The sequence below is a fragment of the Vagococcus sp. WN80Y genome (assembly GCF_059621045.1).
The window spans coordinates 16,080-31,724 of the sequence record NZ_JCAQHY010000152.1 but is presented as its reverse complement, the minus strand read 5'-3'; the positions used below and the strand labels follow the sequence as shown (position 1 = coordinate 31,724).

The window sequence follows — 15,645 nt, the reverse complement described above, 5'->3', positions numbered from 1 at the left end:
TGGTTCACGACTATTATGTGATAAACGAGTTCCGATCATCTTAACTTCTAAGTACTAAGGCATCAACGTTTACGTAGCTCTCAGAGCAGTGACCATTTACGTCACGCAAGTTATTCATAGCGTAACGCTTCAATTGGATCTTGTTTTGCAGCTCGACTAGCAGGCAAAGTTCCAGATAGAAAGGCTATACCACTGATAATTAACATAATGACTCCAGAAGTCGGCAGTGAAAATTGAATCAAGGTAAAGCCTGATAGACTGCTTAGAAAAGTATCTGTCGCAAGTTGATTGATAAAGCTACCTGCTAAAACGGCTAAGCCGATTCCAAAAAGCGAGCCTAACAAACCGATTAAAGTAGCCTCAAAACTAAACATACTAAATATTTTGAAGCCGCTCATTCCCATCGCTTTCATCAATCCAATCTCACGAGTTCGCTCTTGTACTGACATATAAAGTGTATTGATTATACCAAAGCTCGCTGCCAGTAGTGCAATGGCCCCAAACATTGTCAAAACACCAGTTATTGCATTGACAACATTTCGAATCATTCCTATCTCATCGTCAACTGTCTGCCCCTCGAAGCCCTTATCTCCTAAGCGCTCCTTTAACTTATCGATTGATTGTTTGTCTAGCCCACCAGTCATCTCTGCAACAACCGCCATATATTCTGATTTTATTGTATCAGGCATGCCCTCTTGATTAATTGAAGCAAACTTTTCAGCAAGGGCTGTGTTAACCAATGATTTCCCCCCTTGTATCAGGCTTTCATTAGCAACCCCAACGACTTTCGCTTTAACTATCTCTTGGGCTTGAATCGCTGGTGATGACACTGCAATTTCAACTGTTTGTCCGACTGCTTCTTTGCTTGATTTGTATCCCAATGCTTTAACATATTCAGGTGCTAGTGTTACCTCAAATTCAGTTGACTTATCTGAAGCTTGCCGCCCTTGATCAATGTCTATCTTCATTTGATCCATATTAGGAGCACTACTAAAAATATACTTCTCCTTTGATTTACCTTTAATGTAATCCGTAGATGCATAAATCATTGGCTTAACATTGGTCAGTCCCTTTGTATTTTTGAGGGTTTCGATATCTTGACTGGTCACCATATCTTGCTCAGCAGCGCCACTTTCTTTTCCCTCTTCATAAACCATTGGCCCATCACCACTACCAAATTGTTGCTCTTGCTTTGGATAAATAATCAGTTGCTTTTCACCACCAACACCATTAATCTGCTTATCAATATAGTCATTAACCCCTATATTAATCCCTGTTGTTAGTGCAATGGTAAAGGCTCCTATCACAATCGCAATAATGGTCAAACTCGTTCGCCCCTTACTACGACTTAAATTACTGCAAGCTGAAAGTATCAAATCCTTTAGTTTCATTATGCCACCTCTTCTATCAGTAAGCCGTCTTTGATTCGGATTTGTCGTTGGCAGCGCGAAGCCAACTCATCGTCATGCGTGACAATAATCAATGTAATCCCTTTTTCTCGATTAAGGTCAAATAATAACTTTTCTATTTTTTCGCCTGTTGCCGAATCAAGATTCCCTGTAGGCTCGTCAGCAAAAATAATCTGTGGATTATTAACAAGCGCTCGAGCGATACAAACCCGCTGCTTTTGACCACCCGATAAATCACTAGCCTTATTATCTAATTTGTCATCTAACTCAACAGCCTTTAAAGCCTCTAGGGCCATTTTCCGGCGTTCTTTGCTTGAAATCCCGGCAATCTTCAAAGGCAATAAAACATTAGTCATAACTGTGTCTTTTGCGTTCATAAAAAATTGTTGAAACACAAAACCAAATGTTTTATTTCTGATTTGATCGAGCTTACGCCCTTTAATCCCATTGGCATTTTCACCATTTAAAATAATATCGCCAGATGTCGGTTGATCTAACAAGGCCAAAATATGCATCAATGTTGACTTACCCGATCCACTTTTCCCAATGATTGCGACCGATTCCCCTTCTTCAATCTGAAAACTAACGCCTTTAAGTGCCTCAAAGCGAGTAGCTTGTTTCCCGTAACTACGTTTTAAATCCCTTACTTCAATAATTGACATCCTATTCCTCCACCTTCAGTTTATTACTCGGCTTGTTTGCCTTACTCTTAATATACTATCGGTTTTATCACCATTTTTTATTAGACCAGAGACCTATTTTAACATGATGCTTTTTACTGATTGCTATTTTTTTATAGTCTGTTTAGTGATCGAAAATACCAAAAATAATAGCACGAAAAGAGCCACCACTCTCTTCGGGCTATTAGCTTAATTGATTTATTTAGGCACTGGCTACAACCACAATGATATCTTCTGGTTCAATATAAACAGTGACCATCTTGGGCAAGACTCTTACATGACCATCATTTAAGACATCCACATAAATTAGCTGCTGATTTTTCGTTCGCAAGTGATAGCGAACTGTATTGCCTAAAATTTGTTTAGTTTCATAGGTCGTCAGTAAAGCTAAACTATGAGCAGATGGGCTAAATTTAATGACTTCCGGTCGGACAAAATAACGTTGATTTTCTTGAAGTGGGACATCACCATCTAGTTCTAAAATGTCTAGTTGATTGTAGTCTCCAATAAATTCGGCAACAAATTGATTTGTGGGTTGCGTATATAGCTCATGAGGTGTGGACACTTGAGCTAATTCTCCTGCCGATAAAACATGAATCCGATCACTAATCCGCATAGCCTCTTCTTGATCATGAGTTACAAAAATCATTGTGATGCCCAATTCTTGTTGAATCCGCCGAACCTCTTGCTGTAATTGTTTACGAATTCGGGCATCAAGGGCACTCAAAGGTTCATCTAATAAAAGAAGTTTAGGTTCAATTATAAGCGCCCGTGCTAAAGCAACTCGCTGTTGTTGTCCACCTGATAAACTAGTAACCTGTCTTTGACTAAATTCAGTAAGCTCGACTAACTCTAACATTCGATTAACTCGGTCAACAATCTCTTTTTTTGACACTTTTTTAACTCGCAAACCGAACGCAACATTTTCAAACGTCGTCATATTCGGGAACAAAGCGTATGATTGAAAAACCATACCAATTTGACGTTCCTTACTTAGACTATCTTGAATTTCTTGGCCATCTAGTACAATTATTCCGCCGCTTGCTTGTTCCAATCCCGCAATCGTTCGTAGTAAAGTTGATTTACCACAGCCACTCGGACCTAACAATGTAACCAATTCTCCCTTTTCTATAGATAAAGACACCCCTTTGAGTACCTCTTTTTCAGCAAATGCAACTTTCAACTTATCAATAGCTAAATAGGTCATTAAATCCCTTCCTTTAATTCATTTCTAGTGACTAAAATAACTGATGATTGAACGTATTTTTTTTGAGGAAGCGGCTGTACGCGTTGACGATGGGAGAGATAATTTATCGCTAAGCCGATCAACATTATACAGATAAAATAGAAAACCATCACCGCACTGGCTAAATGGCCATTTTCATTCATCCGTCTCAGCATGTAAATTCTAAGAGTTTCAAAACGCCCCCCTATCAATAAATTAGTTAAGACGTATTCACCAAACAAGCTAGAAAAAATCATCACACTCGACAAAACAACTCCAATTCGACTATTCGGCAAAATCACCCGTCTCACCAGAGTAAAATCACTTGCACCTAGGGTCTTACCTGCCTCCATCAATTCTTTTGTATTAATCGCTAATAAACTATTTCTAATCCCTAGATAAATGATTGGCAGTGAGCTAATAAATAACGCTCCACCTAGAACTAACAGCATAGACACCCCTAATTTCGCATAGGTCTTTAGCAAAGCTGTGACTAAAATTACCCCCGGAATAGCATAGGGCATTAAAGCCATTCCTTGCATATAACTATCTACTTTCGGAAAATATAAAACAATCGCAATCACACTTGGCACCATAATCACTAAAACCGCCAAAAGAACCATGCCCGCCAAAAATAGTGACCGAAGAACTGCCAGTCCAAAAGCACCATCTTGTGCAAGTATTTGAAACCACTCTAACGTCCAACCCTTTGGCAAGATTGTTTTCCCCCACTCCTTACTGAGTGAGTAAACTGCTGTCATAAGAAACGGAGACAAATAAAAAAGCCCAAATAAACTCAAAATTCCTTTATCGAGATAATGTTTTTTCTTCATCCTTAGCCAACCTCCTTCCGAATCTGCTTCATCACCTTTTGAGACAAGCCAATAACCACTATCATACTTATAGCAAATAGAACCGCCAACGCACTTCCAACATTAGGCTTCGCGTACACATCACCAGCCACTAACGCTGAAATACGGGTAGTGACCAAATTAATATTACTTCCAACCAATGCATAGGCTGTTTCATAGGTTCCCATTCCGTTAGCAAAAAGTATCACAAATGTCCCTGTTAAACTAGGTGTAATAAAAGGAAGCACCACTCGACGCCAGTAATAGAAAGAACTTGCACCAAACAATTCCGCACTTTCTCGCCACTCTCGCTTCACCTTTTTAATCACTGGATAAAGAAAAAGTGTTGCCAGTGGAATTTGAAAATACGTATAGGTTAAGACTAACCCCTTCCAAGAATACAAATCGAACTCAGCAAAAATCGGAAACATCAATTTCAATAGGCCTGCATTTCCCAGCATAATAATAAAACCAAATGCCAAGGGCACTCCCGCAAAATTAGCTGCTAAATTTGAAAATAGGGTCATACGTTCTTGCAGTCGTTTAGGCAATACCAACAATGCTTGGCAAAAAATTAGCGAACCAATAATCCCTATGATGCTTGAAGCGAAGGCAATTAAACTACTATTAGCAAAAGACTGATAATAATATGGATTTGTCAAACTTTGAGTATAGTTCTTCAACGTCCAGTCACTACTTCCATCTAATTGAAAACTAGAAATAGTCATATAACCTAAGGGAATTACTAAAAACAAAGCAAGCATGATTGCGAGTGGTATCAGCACCCAAAAAACTTTAGACGATCGTTTCATTCTATCACCTTTTCTAATCCCAAAATACTCGCAATTAAAGGCATCACGTCTAATTGTGAGAGTTCCTTAGCAGCCAAATTCCCCTCACTTCCTAATAAAAACAGCGGAACCTCCCGATGGGCTTTTAAACTACCGCCATGTAAGCCATACTGATCCATACCATGATCCGCCGTAACAATAATTTGATACCCCAGTGCTTGCCATGTAGGTAAAAAATACCCTAAAACACTATCTGCCATGTTAACCTTAGCCATATATTCACTTGAATTAGCCGTAAATCGATGACCAATATCATCAATATTCATCGAGTGAACGACCATAAAATCTGGCTGATACTGGAGTAAAGCATTGGCATCAGCAAACACATGACTATCAGGGTAATGATCCTCGCTATAAAAAATACCATGTTGAATAAGAGCCTCTTCTTTATGCTGAATCCGATCCGTCTTTATGTTATAAGGCGCTTGATTATACAACTCACTAAACCAATAATAACCCGCCATAGCCGTTGTACCCCCAGCTGCCTTAACTCCATCAAAAAGTGAAGGCTTTTCGGAACGTCGGATTGTTAGATTAGTATAAATCCGATTATCTACCATCGGCGTTCCCGTCATCAAGACCTCATAAAGAGGTCTTGAATTACTCGGCATTTCTGCTATCACTTTAACCAGTTGAGCCTTTTGATGTGTCACCAAGCTCATCAAAAACCCCATCTGTTCTGTCGCAGTATCATAACGACATCCATCTAATATTACTAAAATAACCTTATTTTTTAACATTAACCAGTACCTCACTCTGCCATTTTTCCGGTAATTCAATCGCTGTTTGGTCCCAAGCTTCATTTGATTTCACTGGCTGAGCTGACTTGTACTGCGTTTCATCTAATAGTTTTGCCGCAACCTCTGCGGGTAATTCAAGCTTATCACGGATTGGACGTGCGTAACCTTTTGCTAAGTTAATTTGTCCCTCATCGGATAAAATATACTCGCGCGTTAGCTTAGCCGCATTGGGATGAGGCGCATTTTTATTGATTAGCGTTGTATAGCCGCTGACGACTGACCCATCGGACGGTATTGTCACTGTGAAGCGGTCTGGATCAATTTGATCGCGATAATTTAAAGCATTGAAATCCCATAAGATCACGACATCAACTTCTCCTTTTTCCAAATTGGCTAATGACGCATCTACGGAAGATATCCGCCCATCCGTGGCTAGCTCTTTAAAATAAGTCAAACCAGGTTGGATATTTGTCTCATCCCCGCCGTTAGCAATCGCTGCAGCTAAAACTGCAAATTGGGCTTGATTTGCTTTCGTCACATCGCCAACTGCCACTTGGTACTTACCTTTTGCTAACTCCTTCCAACTAGTAGGAGCTTCTTTAACATTGTCATTATCTGTCATAAACGCAATCGTTCCCGTGTAACTTAACAACCAATGCCCCTCTTTATCCTTTGCCCACTCCGGAATCTCGTCCCAATAACTCGTTTTATACGGCAAAGTTAGTTCCTTACTTGCAGCAAGTGGTCCAAAACTAATCCCAACATCTCCTATATCTGCTGTTCCATTTTTTCCTTCAGACTCAAATTTTGCCAACTCCTCGGCACTCGACATATCTGTATCCTGATGCTTTAATCCATATTTAGTCGCTAAATCGTCCCACGTACCAACCCAGTTTGCCCAAGTATCTGGCATTCCAACACTTGCTACTTCCCCTTCTTTTTTAGCCTTTTCCGTCAGTGATTCTAAGGTTTCTTCACCTGTTGACTGCTTCTCTGCTTCGACTGCTTGTTCACTTGAACACCCTGCTAGCAACGTTAATGCCATCAAACTAATTAAACTTCCCACAACTATCTTTTTACCCCGTTTCATCTCTTCACCTCATCAGTTAGTTTGTTACCTCTTGATTGTAAAAGATGAATGTAAATAAGTCGTAAATTCTCAGTAAAAAATTCGTCATTTTTGAGTAAAGTTACCCGCAAAAAAACGCCTGATAAAATCATCAGAACGTCTCCTTAACAACTTAAACTAAACTATAATACGACGTCTTAATCCGTTCAAATAACTTCGTATAAGGTTTAATCCCTGTATAATCCTCAATCGCTTGATCTAGCCCATCTCGTATGATAGCCTCTTGTAACTGACGGGCCTCTTCATCCTCAGGATCATTGAATTTCATCGCCGCAGCAATCGCATTAGATAACGCTTTAGGGGTTTCATTGAAGGCTTCAACAAATTGTCGAGCTGGCTGAACAAAGCGATCATGCTCCCCAATTTTACGAATCGGCGAGCGCCCAACCCGTGTCACATAATCCGAGATATAGGGATTTTTAAAGCGCTCAATAATTTTATCAATATAAGCCTGATGCTCCTCGTGAGAGAATTCAAATTTTTTCTCTAAAAGAGCCCCAGTTTCCTCAAGCGCACTCCTTACAGCAAATAAAATTCGCTCGTTATGAATGGCATCTTCAATGGAAGCAATCTCCTTCATATAGCCTAAATAAGCAGTCACTGCATGTCCAGTATTAACTGTAAAGAGCTTTCGCTCAATGTATGGAGTCAAATCAGAAACTGTCAGCATCCCACTAATTTCAGGTAGCTCATGACCTTTAGGAAGCTCCACCACCCATTCACAGAAAGGCTCGACCATCACAGTCAATAAATCATCATGAGACTGATTTGGTACAATTCGGTCTACTGCCGCATTTGGAAATGTCACATAAGCTTCGACATAGTACTTAGCTTCCACTGACAAAAGTGGTAAAACAGCTTCTTTAAGAATCTGCGAGCCACCAATCATGTTTTCACAGGCAATCACCGTCAGCTCTTTATCAGATGAAATACGCTTCTCAATTCCCGCAGCAATCACTTTCGCTAGCAGTGGTAAAATAGACGGACCAACCGCCGTCGTTATGATACTCGCCTGAGCAATCGTTGAACTTAACGCCTCGTGATCGTTAACGTTATGTAGCGCAGTAACGCCTTCAATCCAAGCTGTTTCCTGTGTCTCATTTGCTAAGATCACTTGATAACGACCTTTTTCATTGATTTCTGCTACTAGCTTTTCATTGACATCAGCAAACACCACCTGATACCCAGACTGCGCCAATAACCAGCCAATAAAACCGCGCCCAATATTTCCGGCACCAAAATGAACCGCAATCTCTTTAGACATTCTCTTCCACCCCTTCAAATAACGCCAAAATTTCAGAAGCAGAGGTAGCTTGTACCATTTTTTCAACATTCTCAATCTCTGAACAGACAATCGCAATCTTGGATAATAACTCCAAATGCTGACCATCGACACCCGCAATTCCGATTAGCAATTTAACCTCATTCCCATCAAAATCAACACCTTCTGGCACTTGCAACACTACCAAGCCTGACTCGTTGATAAACTGTTTAGAACCATCCGTCCCATGAGGAATTGCCACAAAATTACCAATGAACGTCGACGTCAATTGATCACGCTCATGCATCGCATCAATATAGGACGATTCAACCAGCCCCCGCTCACAAAGAGCCAGTCCAGTCGCCTCAATCGCCTCACGCTTTGTGGCAAACTCTCGATTTAATAAAATAGCATCCGCTTGTAAATGATTCATAATAATTCCTCCTAATTGTAAGAGCTTTTTGAGCTGAAAGCAGTGACTAGCATTTAGCTCCCCACTTCAAGTCACTCAATAGCTCTTTTTTCTTTAAGTATAGTCATTCGCTAAGGTCAATAACCGTTCCACAATAAACTGGGTGATTTGTCGACTATCTCCTGATCGCAGTAAGGCTGTTATCAACTCACTTTCGATTAACAACGAACTAATCTGGCTCATCAGCTCTAGTCCCTGTTGCTCTAATTTTTCAGGTGCTAGTAATAATACAATTGTCGAAACAGTCACTTCACCCCCACCCATTGCTGGCATAGCAATAGGATTAGACAACGGAAAAATTTGGAAAATTGGTTGATTTACACTAGAATTTCGAGCATGAAATAAAGCCAATTCTGTATCCATAATACCAAAACCACTCCATTTTTCACGGACTAATAAACTTTGTAATAATGTCTCTATATCAAAGCTTGGGTCCTGTTTCAATAAAGTTGTGCAGATAGCACGTAACGTATCTTCGATTGTGGTTAACGCGTTATCAATGGGAACAACTTGAAAATTAGTCAATAAAGTAATCACTGTCGCCGTATACAGCTGACGTTTTTCTAAAAGATGAACAGCTTCCAATTTGGTCAATTGCTGTTCTTTCTCCTCACGATTTTGTTTTCGTCGATAGTAAGAGCGCTTATTTTGTAAATAAACATCAATCTGAGAGATTTCTCGTTCACTTAATATCGGGGAGACATGAAAATAATCATAAGCAACCTCTCCTAAATCAATTGTCGAAACAATCAAATCATACGAAGTTCTATCTAACTCTCTTGTCAACTCAAATAATGAAATCGTCTTTAAGGTCTTTAATTGGGGAATCGCTTGCTTCAAGCGTGTTACAAGCATTCGCGAAGTCCCAATTCCACTTGCACATACCACTAGAGCCGACAAAGAAACCTGTTCCTCCTGTTGCAAAAGTGCTGCGCCAAAATGTAGCACCAAATAACCGATTTCCTCTTCTGGAACAGACTGGTGAAGATAGAGCTCTCCCATGCTTTCCTGAACAATTACAAATAATTCCTCATAATCTCGTTTAATGGATTGAATTAGCGGATTTGTGATACTCATTTCAGCATTTAACCGACGTAAAGCTGGGCGTAAATGAGCGGTTAAACTTTTTAATAAAGAATCTGATGATAGATTGTGCCCCGTTTTTTCAGACACTTTCGCGATTAATTGAGTTGCAAGAGTGACCGCTTGAACTTGCTCATTACTGTTAAATTCGCCAACATAATTTTGAGCCTTAGCCCCACGCAAGTGCATCGTCACAAATTCCAATTCTCCTAATGGCAATTCTTCGACAGGCTGTTCTAAGCTAGTAGCCAACAATTCCTCCGCGAATTGAAACTCTGGATAACTAATCACATCTGGATTAATCAATGTTTCTTTAATAGAATTCCCTTCATTAATCCGCTGAACAGAAATCGCAACATGAATAACCAAATTGATGTAAGACTCATCTGTAATGTCGTATGAGAGACTATCTCTAATGTTTCTGAGGCTTTTTTCAACCGATTCAATGTGCACCTGTTGTGTCACATACGCAAGACGATCCTCCGTATAGTCGTCTACAAATTGATTAAAAAGAACTCGCATAAATTGTTGCTTAGGATACTTTTTCCAGAAAAGATCACTCAGCATAGCCCGCTTTTCTGTTTCACTAGCAGATAATTTAATCCCCATTCCCTTTTTCCGACTGATTAAGGACGGATTTAAATACCCCTCCTCAATCTTAGTCAAATCATTACTAATCGTGGAAACAGTCACATTCAAATCATTAGCCAAACCAATTAATTTAATTGTCTCATCAGTCTTCAATAACTCCTTCAAAATATACTGCTGACGTTCTTCTGGTGAAAAATCATTGTATGTCAAATCTAATAACTGCCATTTAAACCGCTGTTTGGCTTCCTCGGAGCCCCGAACAGATAAATACTGTTTCTCTTTTTCCACTCTTAACTCAAACAAACTCAAAGTAGCCTTGACTTCTTTCAAATCACGACGAATCGTTCGCTCACTAACCTCAAATTCCTGAGCCAAATCGGCTATATGAAGAGACTGTGGCGCCATCATGAGCTGTTCTAAAATTAATCTGGGACGAGCATTTAAATACATATCTAATTCAGACCTCCTTTTTCGACTTTTTTAACTATTTACACCTACTAATTGTTCGACTAAATCGTCATATTTATTACTATTCAAGAAATTCTCTACTGAAACATGATAGGCATTTGGTAATTTTTCTTGTGCCCGTTCTGTCAAATCCTTATGAGTCACAACAATATCTGCATCATTTGGTAATTGAGAAATCGCCGTATTAACAACCGTCAATCCTAGGCCAGCATTCTTCACTTTGTTTCTTAACACCGAAGCTCCCATCGCACTTGACCCCATCCCTGCATCACATGCAAAGACGATTTTTTTTGCCAATGATAAATCAGCTGCACTTAATGTAGAACTAGCTGAACCAGTCGGTGCCATTGTTTTACGACCTTTCAAAGAAGAGGCCTGTTCTGATGCTTCTTCAAGTGAACTAGCTGATTCTTTTGATGTCCGTAAGATTAAAACAGAAACTACAAAGGAAACAGCTGTTGCAGCAACGATTCCTGCTAATAGGCCTAAATAATTTCCCCGTGGCGCCATCGCTAAGATAGCAAAAATACTACCAGGTGAAGCTGGTGCTACTAATCCGACATTAAACAGTGAGAAAGTAAAAATCCCTGTCATACCTCCAGCTATTGCAGATAATAATAACGCTGGCTTCATTAAAATATAAGGGAAATAAATCTCATGAATCCCTCCTAAGAAATGAATGATAATCGCTCCTGGAGCTGTTTGCTTAGATGAGCCTTTGCCAAATAATGAATAAGCCAATAAAATCCCAAGTCCTGGTCCAGGGTTCGCTTCAACTAGGAAAAGAATTGATTTTCCAACTTGTGTTGCTTGCTCAATCGCAATTGGCCCAATCACACCGTGATTAATCGCATTGTTAAGGAATAATACTTTAGCCGGTTCAACAAAAACACTGACTAATGGCAACAGTGAATGATCTACTAAAAATCCAACACCTGCTGCTAAGAAAAGGTTTAGCATTTCAACTGCCGGTCCAATCGCCCCAAATGATAAAATCGCTAGAATAGCACTGAGGATTCCTGCTGAAAAATTATTGACCAACATCTCAAACCCTGCTGGAATTTTTCCTTCCACTGCTTTATCAAATTTTTTCATTAGCCACGCACCTAAAGGCCCTACTATCATGGCACCTAAAAACATTGGAATTTCAGTCCCAACAATCACTCCCATGGTAACCATCGCGCCAACGACACCACCACGCTTATCATAAATTAAACTACCACCAGTAAAACCAATTAAAATCGGCAATAAATATTTAATCGTCGGATCAACCATCGAGCCTAAAGCCTCATTAGGCGCCCATCCAGTAGGAATAAAGAGAGCTGTAATAATCCCCCATGCAATAAATGCCCCAATGTTCGGCATAATCATGCCACTTAAAAAACTACCAAATTGCTGAATCTTTACTTTAGCTCCAGACTTCTTTTCCATTATCTTTCCTCCTGATTGAAAAGTTTATTAAACGTTGTGACGGTTGATTTGCGCAAATCAAGTTATCAGGACAACCATTTGTTGTCACCCTTATTGTAAGCTGTTTGTAAGCGTAAACTCAAGCATTTGAAAAGCTAACTTTGTCCAGACTCCTTGGACAACTATTTTTACTATCTGATTATGCCTTATTTTAAACAATACCTGGCAAAAAGGAGAGTGAGACAAAAGTCTCACTCTCCTTTTTCATGTATGTTATGTGACAAATATGCTCCAAAAATCTACGCACTGCATTCCAGCCACAGTAACTTCCAAGCAGTTTACTTTCTAGAAATAAGGGATATCGAAGAAAGTTAAGCCCCTGTTAGTTAGGTATCTACTTCCTTATTAGCTGGTTGATACTTCGCGCAAATAGTTAATATCTATTTTTTTCATTCCATAAACGGCTTCTGTAACAGCAACCACTTTCGGATTATCTGAACTGAATAGCTGATCCATGTCGTCTGTGACTGTTTGCCACGCAATCCCAAATTTATCTATCATCCAGCCACACTGACTTTCTTGTCCCTCCCTTGTGACCGCCTGCCAAACTCGATCAATTTCTGCCTGATCCTCACAATAAACATAAAAAGAATTACCCATTGTAACATCAAATTGATGAGGATAATCGTTATCCATCACGATAAATGGCTGATTATGAAGTAAAATATTAGCAAATTGAACCGTTCCATCTGGATTTTTAAGAAGACTTTCTTGTTGCAACTCACCAAAGTACTCTCCCCACGCTTCAATTGCCTCCTTCGCCTGACCAAATCGTTGATTGATAAACATGATAGCTGGCGTGATTGATTCTTGACCAGCTCCTACGGTAATCTGCCACGATACGCCAAACTCATCATTGAGCCAACCAAACAATTTTCCCATCGTCTCTGCTTCCATCTCCATTAAAACAGTTCCTTTAGGCGCTAAATGATCCCAAATAGCTTGGGCTGACTCTGGTGTACTCGCTTCTACTACATACGAAATAGCCGGCGTCATGATAAATTCTGGTCCACCATTTAACAGGATAAATTCCTGATCATCAATATCGAGAGTAACTGTCAAAATGTCACCAACCTTGCCATATTCGCCTGTTTGAAAATAATTAGTCGCTTTCCGTTTAACGCTAGAAAATGTGGCCGTATAGTGCTCTATCATCTCTTCAACACGACCATCCACCCATAAACAGGGAGAAAATTTACTCATTTCTAACACTCCTTTTTTGTTCAGACTCGACACTATTGAGGCAAATTGAGCATCCAATTGACACCAAACTTATCAACTAAAATAGCATATTTCTTGGCCCAGAAGGTTGGCGCCAGCGGCAACTTAATGTCAGCATCAGGTGTTAATGCCGCATACCATTTATCAATCTCAGCCTCATTATTAGCTTGCAGAACCAACGAGACATTATCACCAAACGTCACAGTAGGCCCCATTTCTTCTGGCGCATCTGAAAACATCACTCTTGTCCCATTAATTTCTAAACTTGCATTCATAATCAGATTCGCCACTTGAGCAGGCAACTCTTGCTCACCAGCTGGCGCCTGACCAAATGTCATTTTATCCTCACAAGTAACACCAAACACATCCTCGTAAAAAGTAATTGCCTCTCCTGCTTCGCGTTTGAAAATTAAATAAACATCCATCATGTCAACCTCCATTTTTTATTTTTAGAATAACAGTTTTTCTAATTTCACACAATTATAATGTTTGTACATTAATTAGCATGATTCGGATTATCTTAATCCGCCAAACTATTCTCCTTATCAAAAAATAACCACATCCCATTATTGCTGATTTGACCTCTGTAAAACTCCTCCCATAAGAAATAGCCAAAGCTAGCTAGCATTGGCTATTTCTCTCTATTTATTCAGTGATCTAACTATGAGTGATGAAAAATGACAGTCTCTTATTATTTCAAACATGATCGATTCGTTCGTGTATGCTTTTAGCAGACATTCATCTTTCATCTGACGTTATCTAGATCGGTCATATTAGCTCAAACGACCTCTCTACCATCTGTTATTATAATAAAAATTCTCGATGCGTTCATGTACGCTTTCAACGTACATCCTTTTTTCCATCTATGTTACCTAAGTCGCTTTACCCCTCTTATATTAACAGCTTAACTTCTTAAACCGTCACTATTTTTGTTATTAATATAATAATTCTCGATGTGTTCATGTATGCTTTTAGCGTACATCCCTCTTTTCATTTTTGTTATTCAACATACTTATACGCGGCTCAAAAATCATATCAATCTCTGTTATTATTTCAAAAATTCTCGAATCATTCTTGTACGCTTTTGACGGACATCCGGTTTCATCTTATGCTGATTCAAGACAGAGGTATCAGCCAGGTTCTTTTAGTTTAGTTATATCACACTTACATGAAACTTGTCTAATTCGTAGAAAACCCAATATGAAGATAACCTCCCCCTTTTACCTGCCAATGACTGTTACAATTTAGTAGAAACAGCCATTACTCGCTGTTTCTAAATCACTAGCTCCCCTCTAAAAGGTAAGAACAAGGAAAAAATGGTAAGTTAGGGTGGTCATACTTACCTAAAAAAAGACCATCTCATCAGCTCTTAACTGATAATGACGGTCATATTGGTCTATCGAGAAAAATAACTGTAACACTGATTAACGGTCAGTTGTGAAAAGTCGCAAACAATTCCATCAGCCTCACTTAAATCCTGCTTAGTAAACGCTGGGTTTTCAAATCCTAAACACACCATCTCAGCAGCCTTAGCCGCTTTAATTCCGTTAACAGAATCCTCGATAACTAAACAATGACTAGGTCTACTAATCCCTAGTGCCGAAGCTGCTTTAAGAAAGACCTCTGGAAACGGCTTCGACCGCTCGCATTCTTCACCTGAAACTAACGCATGAAAATGCTGCTTAATCCCCAATGCACTAACTGCTTTTTCAATGTCAACTTTTGAAGAAGAGGACGCGATAGCCAAAGGAATATTAGCTTCACTTAAGCGTTCAATCAAGTTTATCACTCCGGGAATCGCCTTAATAGGCTCACTAGCCAGCATCTCGTTTCGAATCGTTTCCCCGCGAGCAATGCATGCCTCAACACTGAGCGGTAAAACGAACTCCTCTTTCATTCGACTCCACATGAAATTTAGCGTTGTACCAAATAGCTGATGATGGTACGTATCAGGCACATTAACGCCCAGCTCTCGCAACATCTGTTGTTTTGACGCAATCCAAATCGGTTCTGAATCCACAATTACCCCATCCATATCAAAGATTAATGCTTCCATACGCCACACTCCTCAAATTTGTTCTACGCCACTTTTTTGATTGCCTACCGTAGTTTGCCTAAAATTTTAAGCAACTATCGGATAAATAAGCTATCACCTCTCTTTAAGTCTAACTCAGAATTCTCTACTTTCATAGTC

At 39.6% G+C, this 15,645-nt stretch carries 14 protein-coding genes; all 14 read right to left on the bottom strand.

Annotated elements, in window-relative coordinates; translation table 11 throughout:
• Positions 1–110: 110 nt before the first annotated feature.
• Positions 111–1,391, bottom strand: a complete 1,281-nt coding sequence (locus AC5KOD_RS11600; RefSeq protein ID WP_496914727.1) for an ABC transporter permease — start codon at positions 1,389–1,391, stop codon at positions 111–113.
• The gene (locus AC5KOD_RS11595) at positions 1,391–2,071 is read right to left on the bottom strand and encodes an ABC transporter ATP-binding protein (protein ID WP_496914726.1); all 681 of its coding nucleotides are present in this window, start codon (positions 2,069–2,071) and stop codon (positions 1,391–1,393) included. Before AC5KOD_RS11595 ends, AC5KOD_RS11600 begins: the two co-directional genes overlap by 1 nt.
• Positions 2,072–2,291: 220 nt before the next feature.
• Positions 2,292–3,296: an ABC transporter ATP-binding protein gene (locus tag AC5KOD_RS11590; protein WP_496914725.1), complete on the bottom strand. Its 1,005-nt coding sequence runs from the start codon at positions 3,294–3,296 to the stop codon at positions 2,292–2,294.
• Entirely contained in the window at positions 3,296–4,147 is an 852-nt protein-coding gene (locus tag AC5KOD_RS11585; protein ID WP_496914724.1) for an ABC transporter permease, read from the bottom strand. The genes AC5KOD_RS11590 and AC5KOD_RS11585 overlap by 1 nt, the downstream gene beginning before the upstream one ends.
• 2 nt (positions 4,148–4,149) lie before the next feature.
• Complete coding sequence (locus AC5KOD_RS11580) at positions 4,150–4,977, bottom strand: ABC transporter permease (RefSeq protein WP_496914723.1); 828 nt, start codon at positions 4,975–4,977, stop codon at positions 4,150–4,152.
• Positions 4,974–5,756: an alkaline phosphatase family protein gene (locus tag AC5KOD_RS11575; protein ID WP_496914722.1), complete on the bottom strand. Its 783-nt coding sequence runs from the start codon at positions 5,754–5,756 to the stop codon at positions 4,974–4,976. The genes AC5KOD_RS11580 and AC5KOD_RS11575 overlap by 4 nt, the downstream gene beginning before the upstream one ends.
• The gene (locus tag AC5KOD_RS11570) at positions 5,743–6,846 is read right to left on the bottom strand and encodes an ABC transporter substrate-binding protein (protein WP_496914721.1); all 1,104 of its coding nucleotides are present in this window, start codon (positions 6,844–6,846) and stop codon (positions 5,743–5,745) included. Before AC5KOD_RS11570 ends, AC5KOD_RS11575 begins: the two co-directional genes overlap by 14 nt.
• 151 nt (positions 6,847–6,997) lie before the next feature.
• Positions 6,998–8,149 carry a mannitol-1-phosphate 5-dehydrogenase gene (locus tag AC5KOD_RS11565; protein ID WP_496914720.1) on the bottom strand — a complete coding sequence of 384 codons (1,152 nt, stop codon included), beginning with the start codon at positions 8,147–8,149 and terminating at the stop codon, positions 6,998–7,000.
• Complete coding sequence (locus AC5KOD_RS11560; protein ID WP_496914719.1) at positions 8,142–8,579, bottom strand: PTS mannitol transporter subunit IIA; 438 nt, start codon at positions 8,577–8,579, stop codon at positions 8,142–8,144. Before AC5KOD_RS11560 ends, AC5KOD_RS11565 begins: the two co-directional genes overlap by 8 nt.
• A gap of 93 nt (positions 8,580–8,672) precedes the next feature.
• The gene (locus AC5KOD_RS11555; protein ID WP_496914718.1) at positions 8,673–10,742 is read right to left on the bottom strand and encodes a BglG family transcription antiterminator; all 2,070 of its coding nucleotides are present in this window, start codon (positions 10,740–10,742) and stop codon (positions 8,673–8,675) included.
• 30 nt (positions 10,743–10,772) lie between these two features.
• Positions 10,773–12,191 (bottom strand): PTS mannitol transporter subunit IIBC, encoded by a 1,419-nt coding sequence (locus AC5KOD_RS11550; protein ID WP_496914717.1) that lies wholly within the window; start codon positions 12,189–12,191, stop codon positions 10,773–10,775.
• 384 nt (positions 12,192–12,575) lie between these two features.
• On the bottom strand, positions 12,576–13,433 hold the full coding sequence (locus AC5KOD_RS11545; RefSeq protein WP_496914716.1) for a VOC family protein: 858 nt from the start codon (positions 13,431–13,433) through the stop codon (positions 12,576–12,578).
• A gap of 32 nt (positions 13,434–13,465) precedes the next feature.
• Positions 13,466–13,876, bottom strand: a complete 411-nt coding sequence (locus AC5KOD_RS11540) for a VOC family protein (RefSeq protein WP_496914715.1) — start codon at positions 13,874–13,876, stop codon at positions 13,466–13,468.
• 971 nt (positions 13,877–14,847) lie between these two features.
• Positions 14,848–15,507, bottom strand: a complete 660-nt coding sequence (locus AC5KOD_RS11535; RefSeq protein ID WP_496914714.1) for an HAD family hydrolase — start codon at positions 15,505–15,507, stop codon at positions 14,848–14,850.
• Positions 15,508–15,645 lie beyond the last annotated feature (138 nt).

What these genes read in the sequence shown, in the direction of transcription:
- AC5KOD_RS11535 (WP_496914714.1), bottom strand. Translation starts at nt 15,507, where the DNA reads ATGGAAGCATTAATCTTTGATATGGATGGGGTAATTGTGGATTCAGAA.
- AC5KOD_RS11600 (WP_496914727.1), bottom strand. Translation starts at nt 1,391, where the DNA reads ATGAAACTAAAGGATTTGATACTTTCAGCTTGCAGTAATTTAAGTCGT.
- AC5KOD_RS11555 (WP_496914718.1), bottom strand. Translation starts at nt 10,742, where the DNA reads ATGTATTTAAATGCTCGTCCCAGATTAATTTTAGAACAGCTCATGATG.
- AC5KOD_RS11595 (WP_496914726.1), bottom strand. Translation starts at nt 2,071, where the DNA reads ATGTCAATTATTGAAGTAAGGGATTTAAAACGTAGTTACGGGAAACAA.
- AC5KOD_RS11575 (WP_496914722.1), bottom strand. Translation starts at nt 5,756, where the DNA reads ATGTTAAAAAATAAGGTTATTTTAGTAATATTAGATGGATGTCGTTAT.
- AC5KOD_RS11580 (WP_496914723.1), bottom strand. Translation starts at nt 4,977, where the DNA reads ATGAAACGATCGTCTAAAGTTTTTTGGGTGCTGATACCACTCGCAATC.
- AC5KOD_RS11565 (WP_496914720.1), bottom strand. Translation starts at nt 8,149, where the DNA reads ATGTCTAAAGAGATTGCGGTTCATTTTGGTGCCGGAAATATTGGGCGC.
- AC5KOD_RS11585 (WP_496914724.1), bottom strand. Translation starts at nt 4,147, where the DNA reads ATGAAGAAAAAACATTATCTCGATAAAGGAATTTTGAGTTTATTTGGG.
- AC5KOD_RS11545 (WP_496914716.1), bottom strand. Translation starts at nt 13,433, where the DNA reads ATGAGTAAATTTTCTCCCTGTTTATGGGTGGATGGTCGTGTTGAAGAG.
- AC5KOD_RS11590 (WP_496914725.1), bottom strand. Translation starts at nt 3,296, where the DNA reads ATGACCTATTTAGCTATTGATAAGTTGAAAGTTGCATTTGCTGAAAAA.
- AC5KOD_RS11560 (WP_496914719.1), bottom strand. Translation starts at nt 8,579, where the DNA reads ATGAATCATTTACAAGCGGATGCTATTTTATTAAATCGAGAGTTTGCC.
- AC5KOD_RS11550 (WP_496914717.1), bottom strand. Translation starts at nt 12,191, where the DNA reads ATGGAAAAGAAGTCTGGAGCTAAAGTAAAGATTCAGCAATTTGGTAGT.
- AC5KOD_RS11540 (WP_496914715.1), bottom strand. Translation starts at nt 13,876, where the DNA reads ATGGATGTTTATTTAATTTTCAAACGCGAAGCAGGAGAGGCAATTACT.
- AC5KOD_RS11570 (WP_496914721.1), bottom strand. Translation starts at nt 6,846, where the DNA reads ATGAAACGGGGTAAAAAGATAGTTGTGGGAAGTTTAATTAGTTTGATG.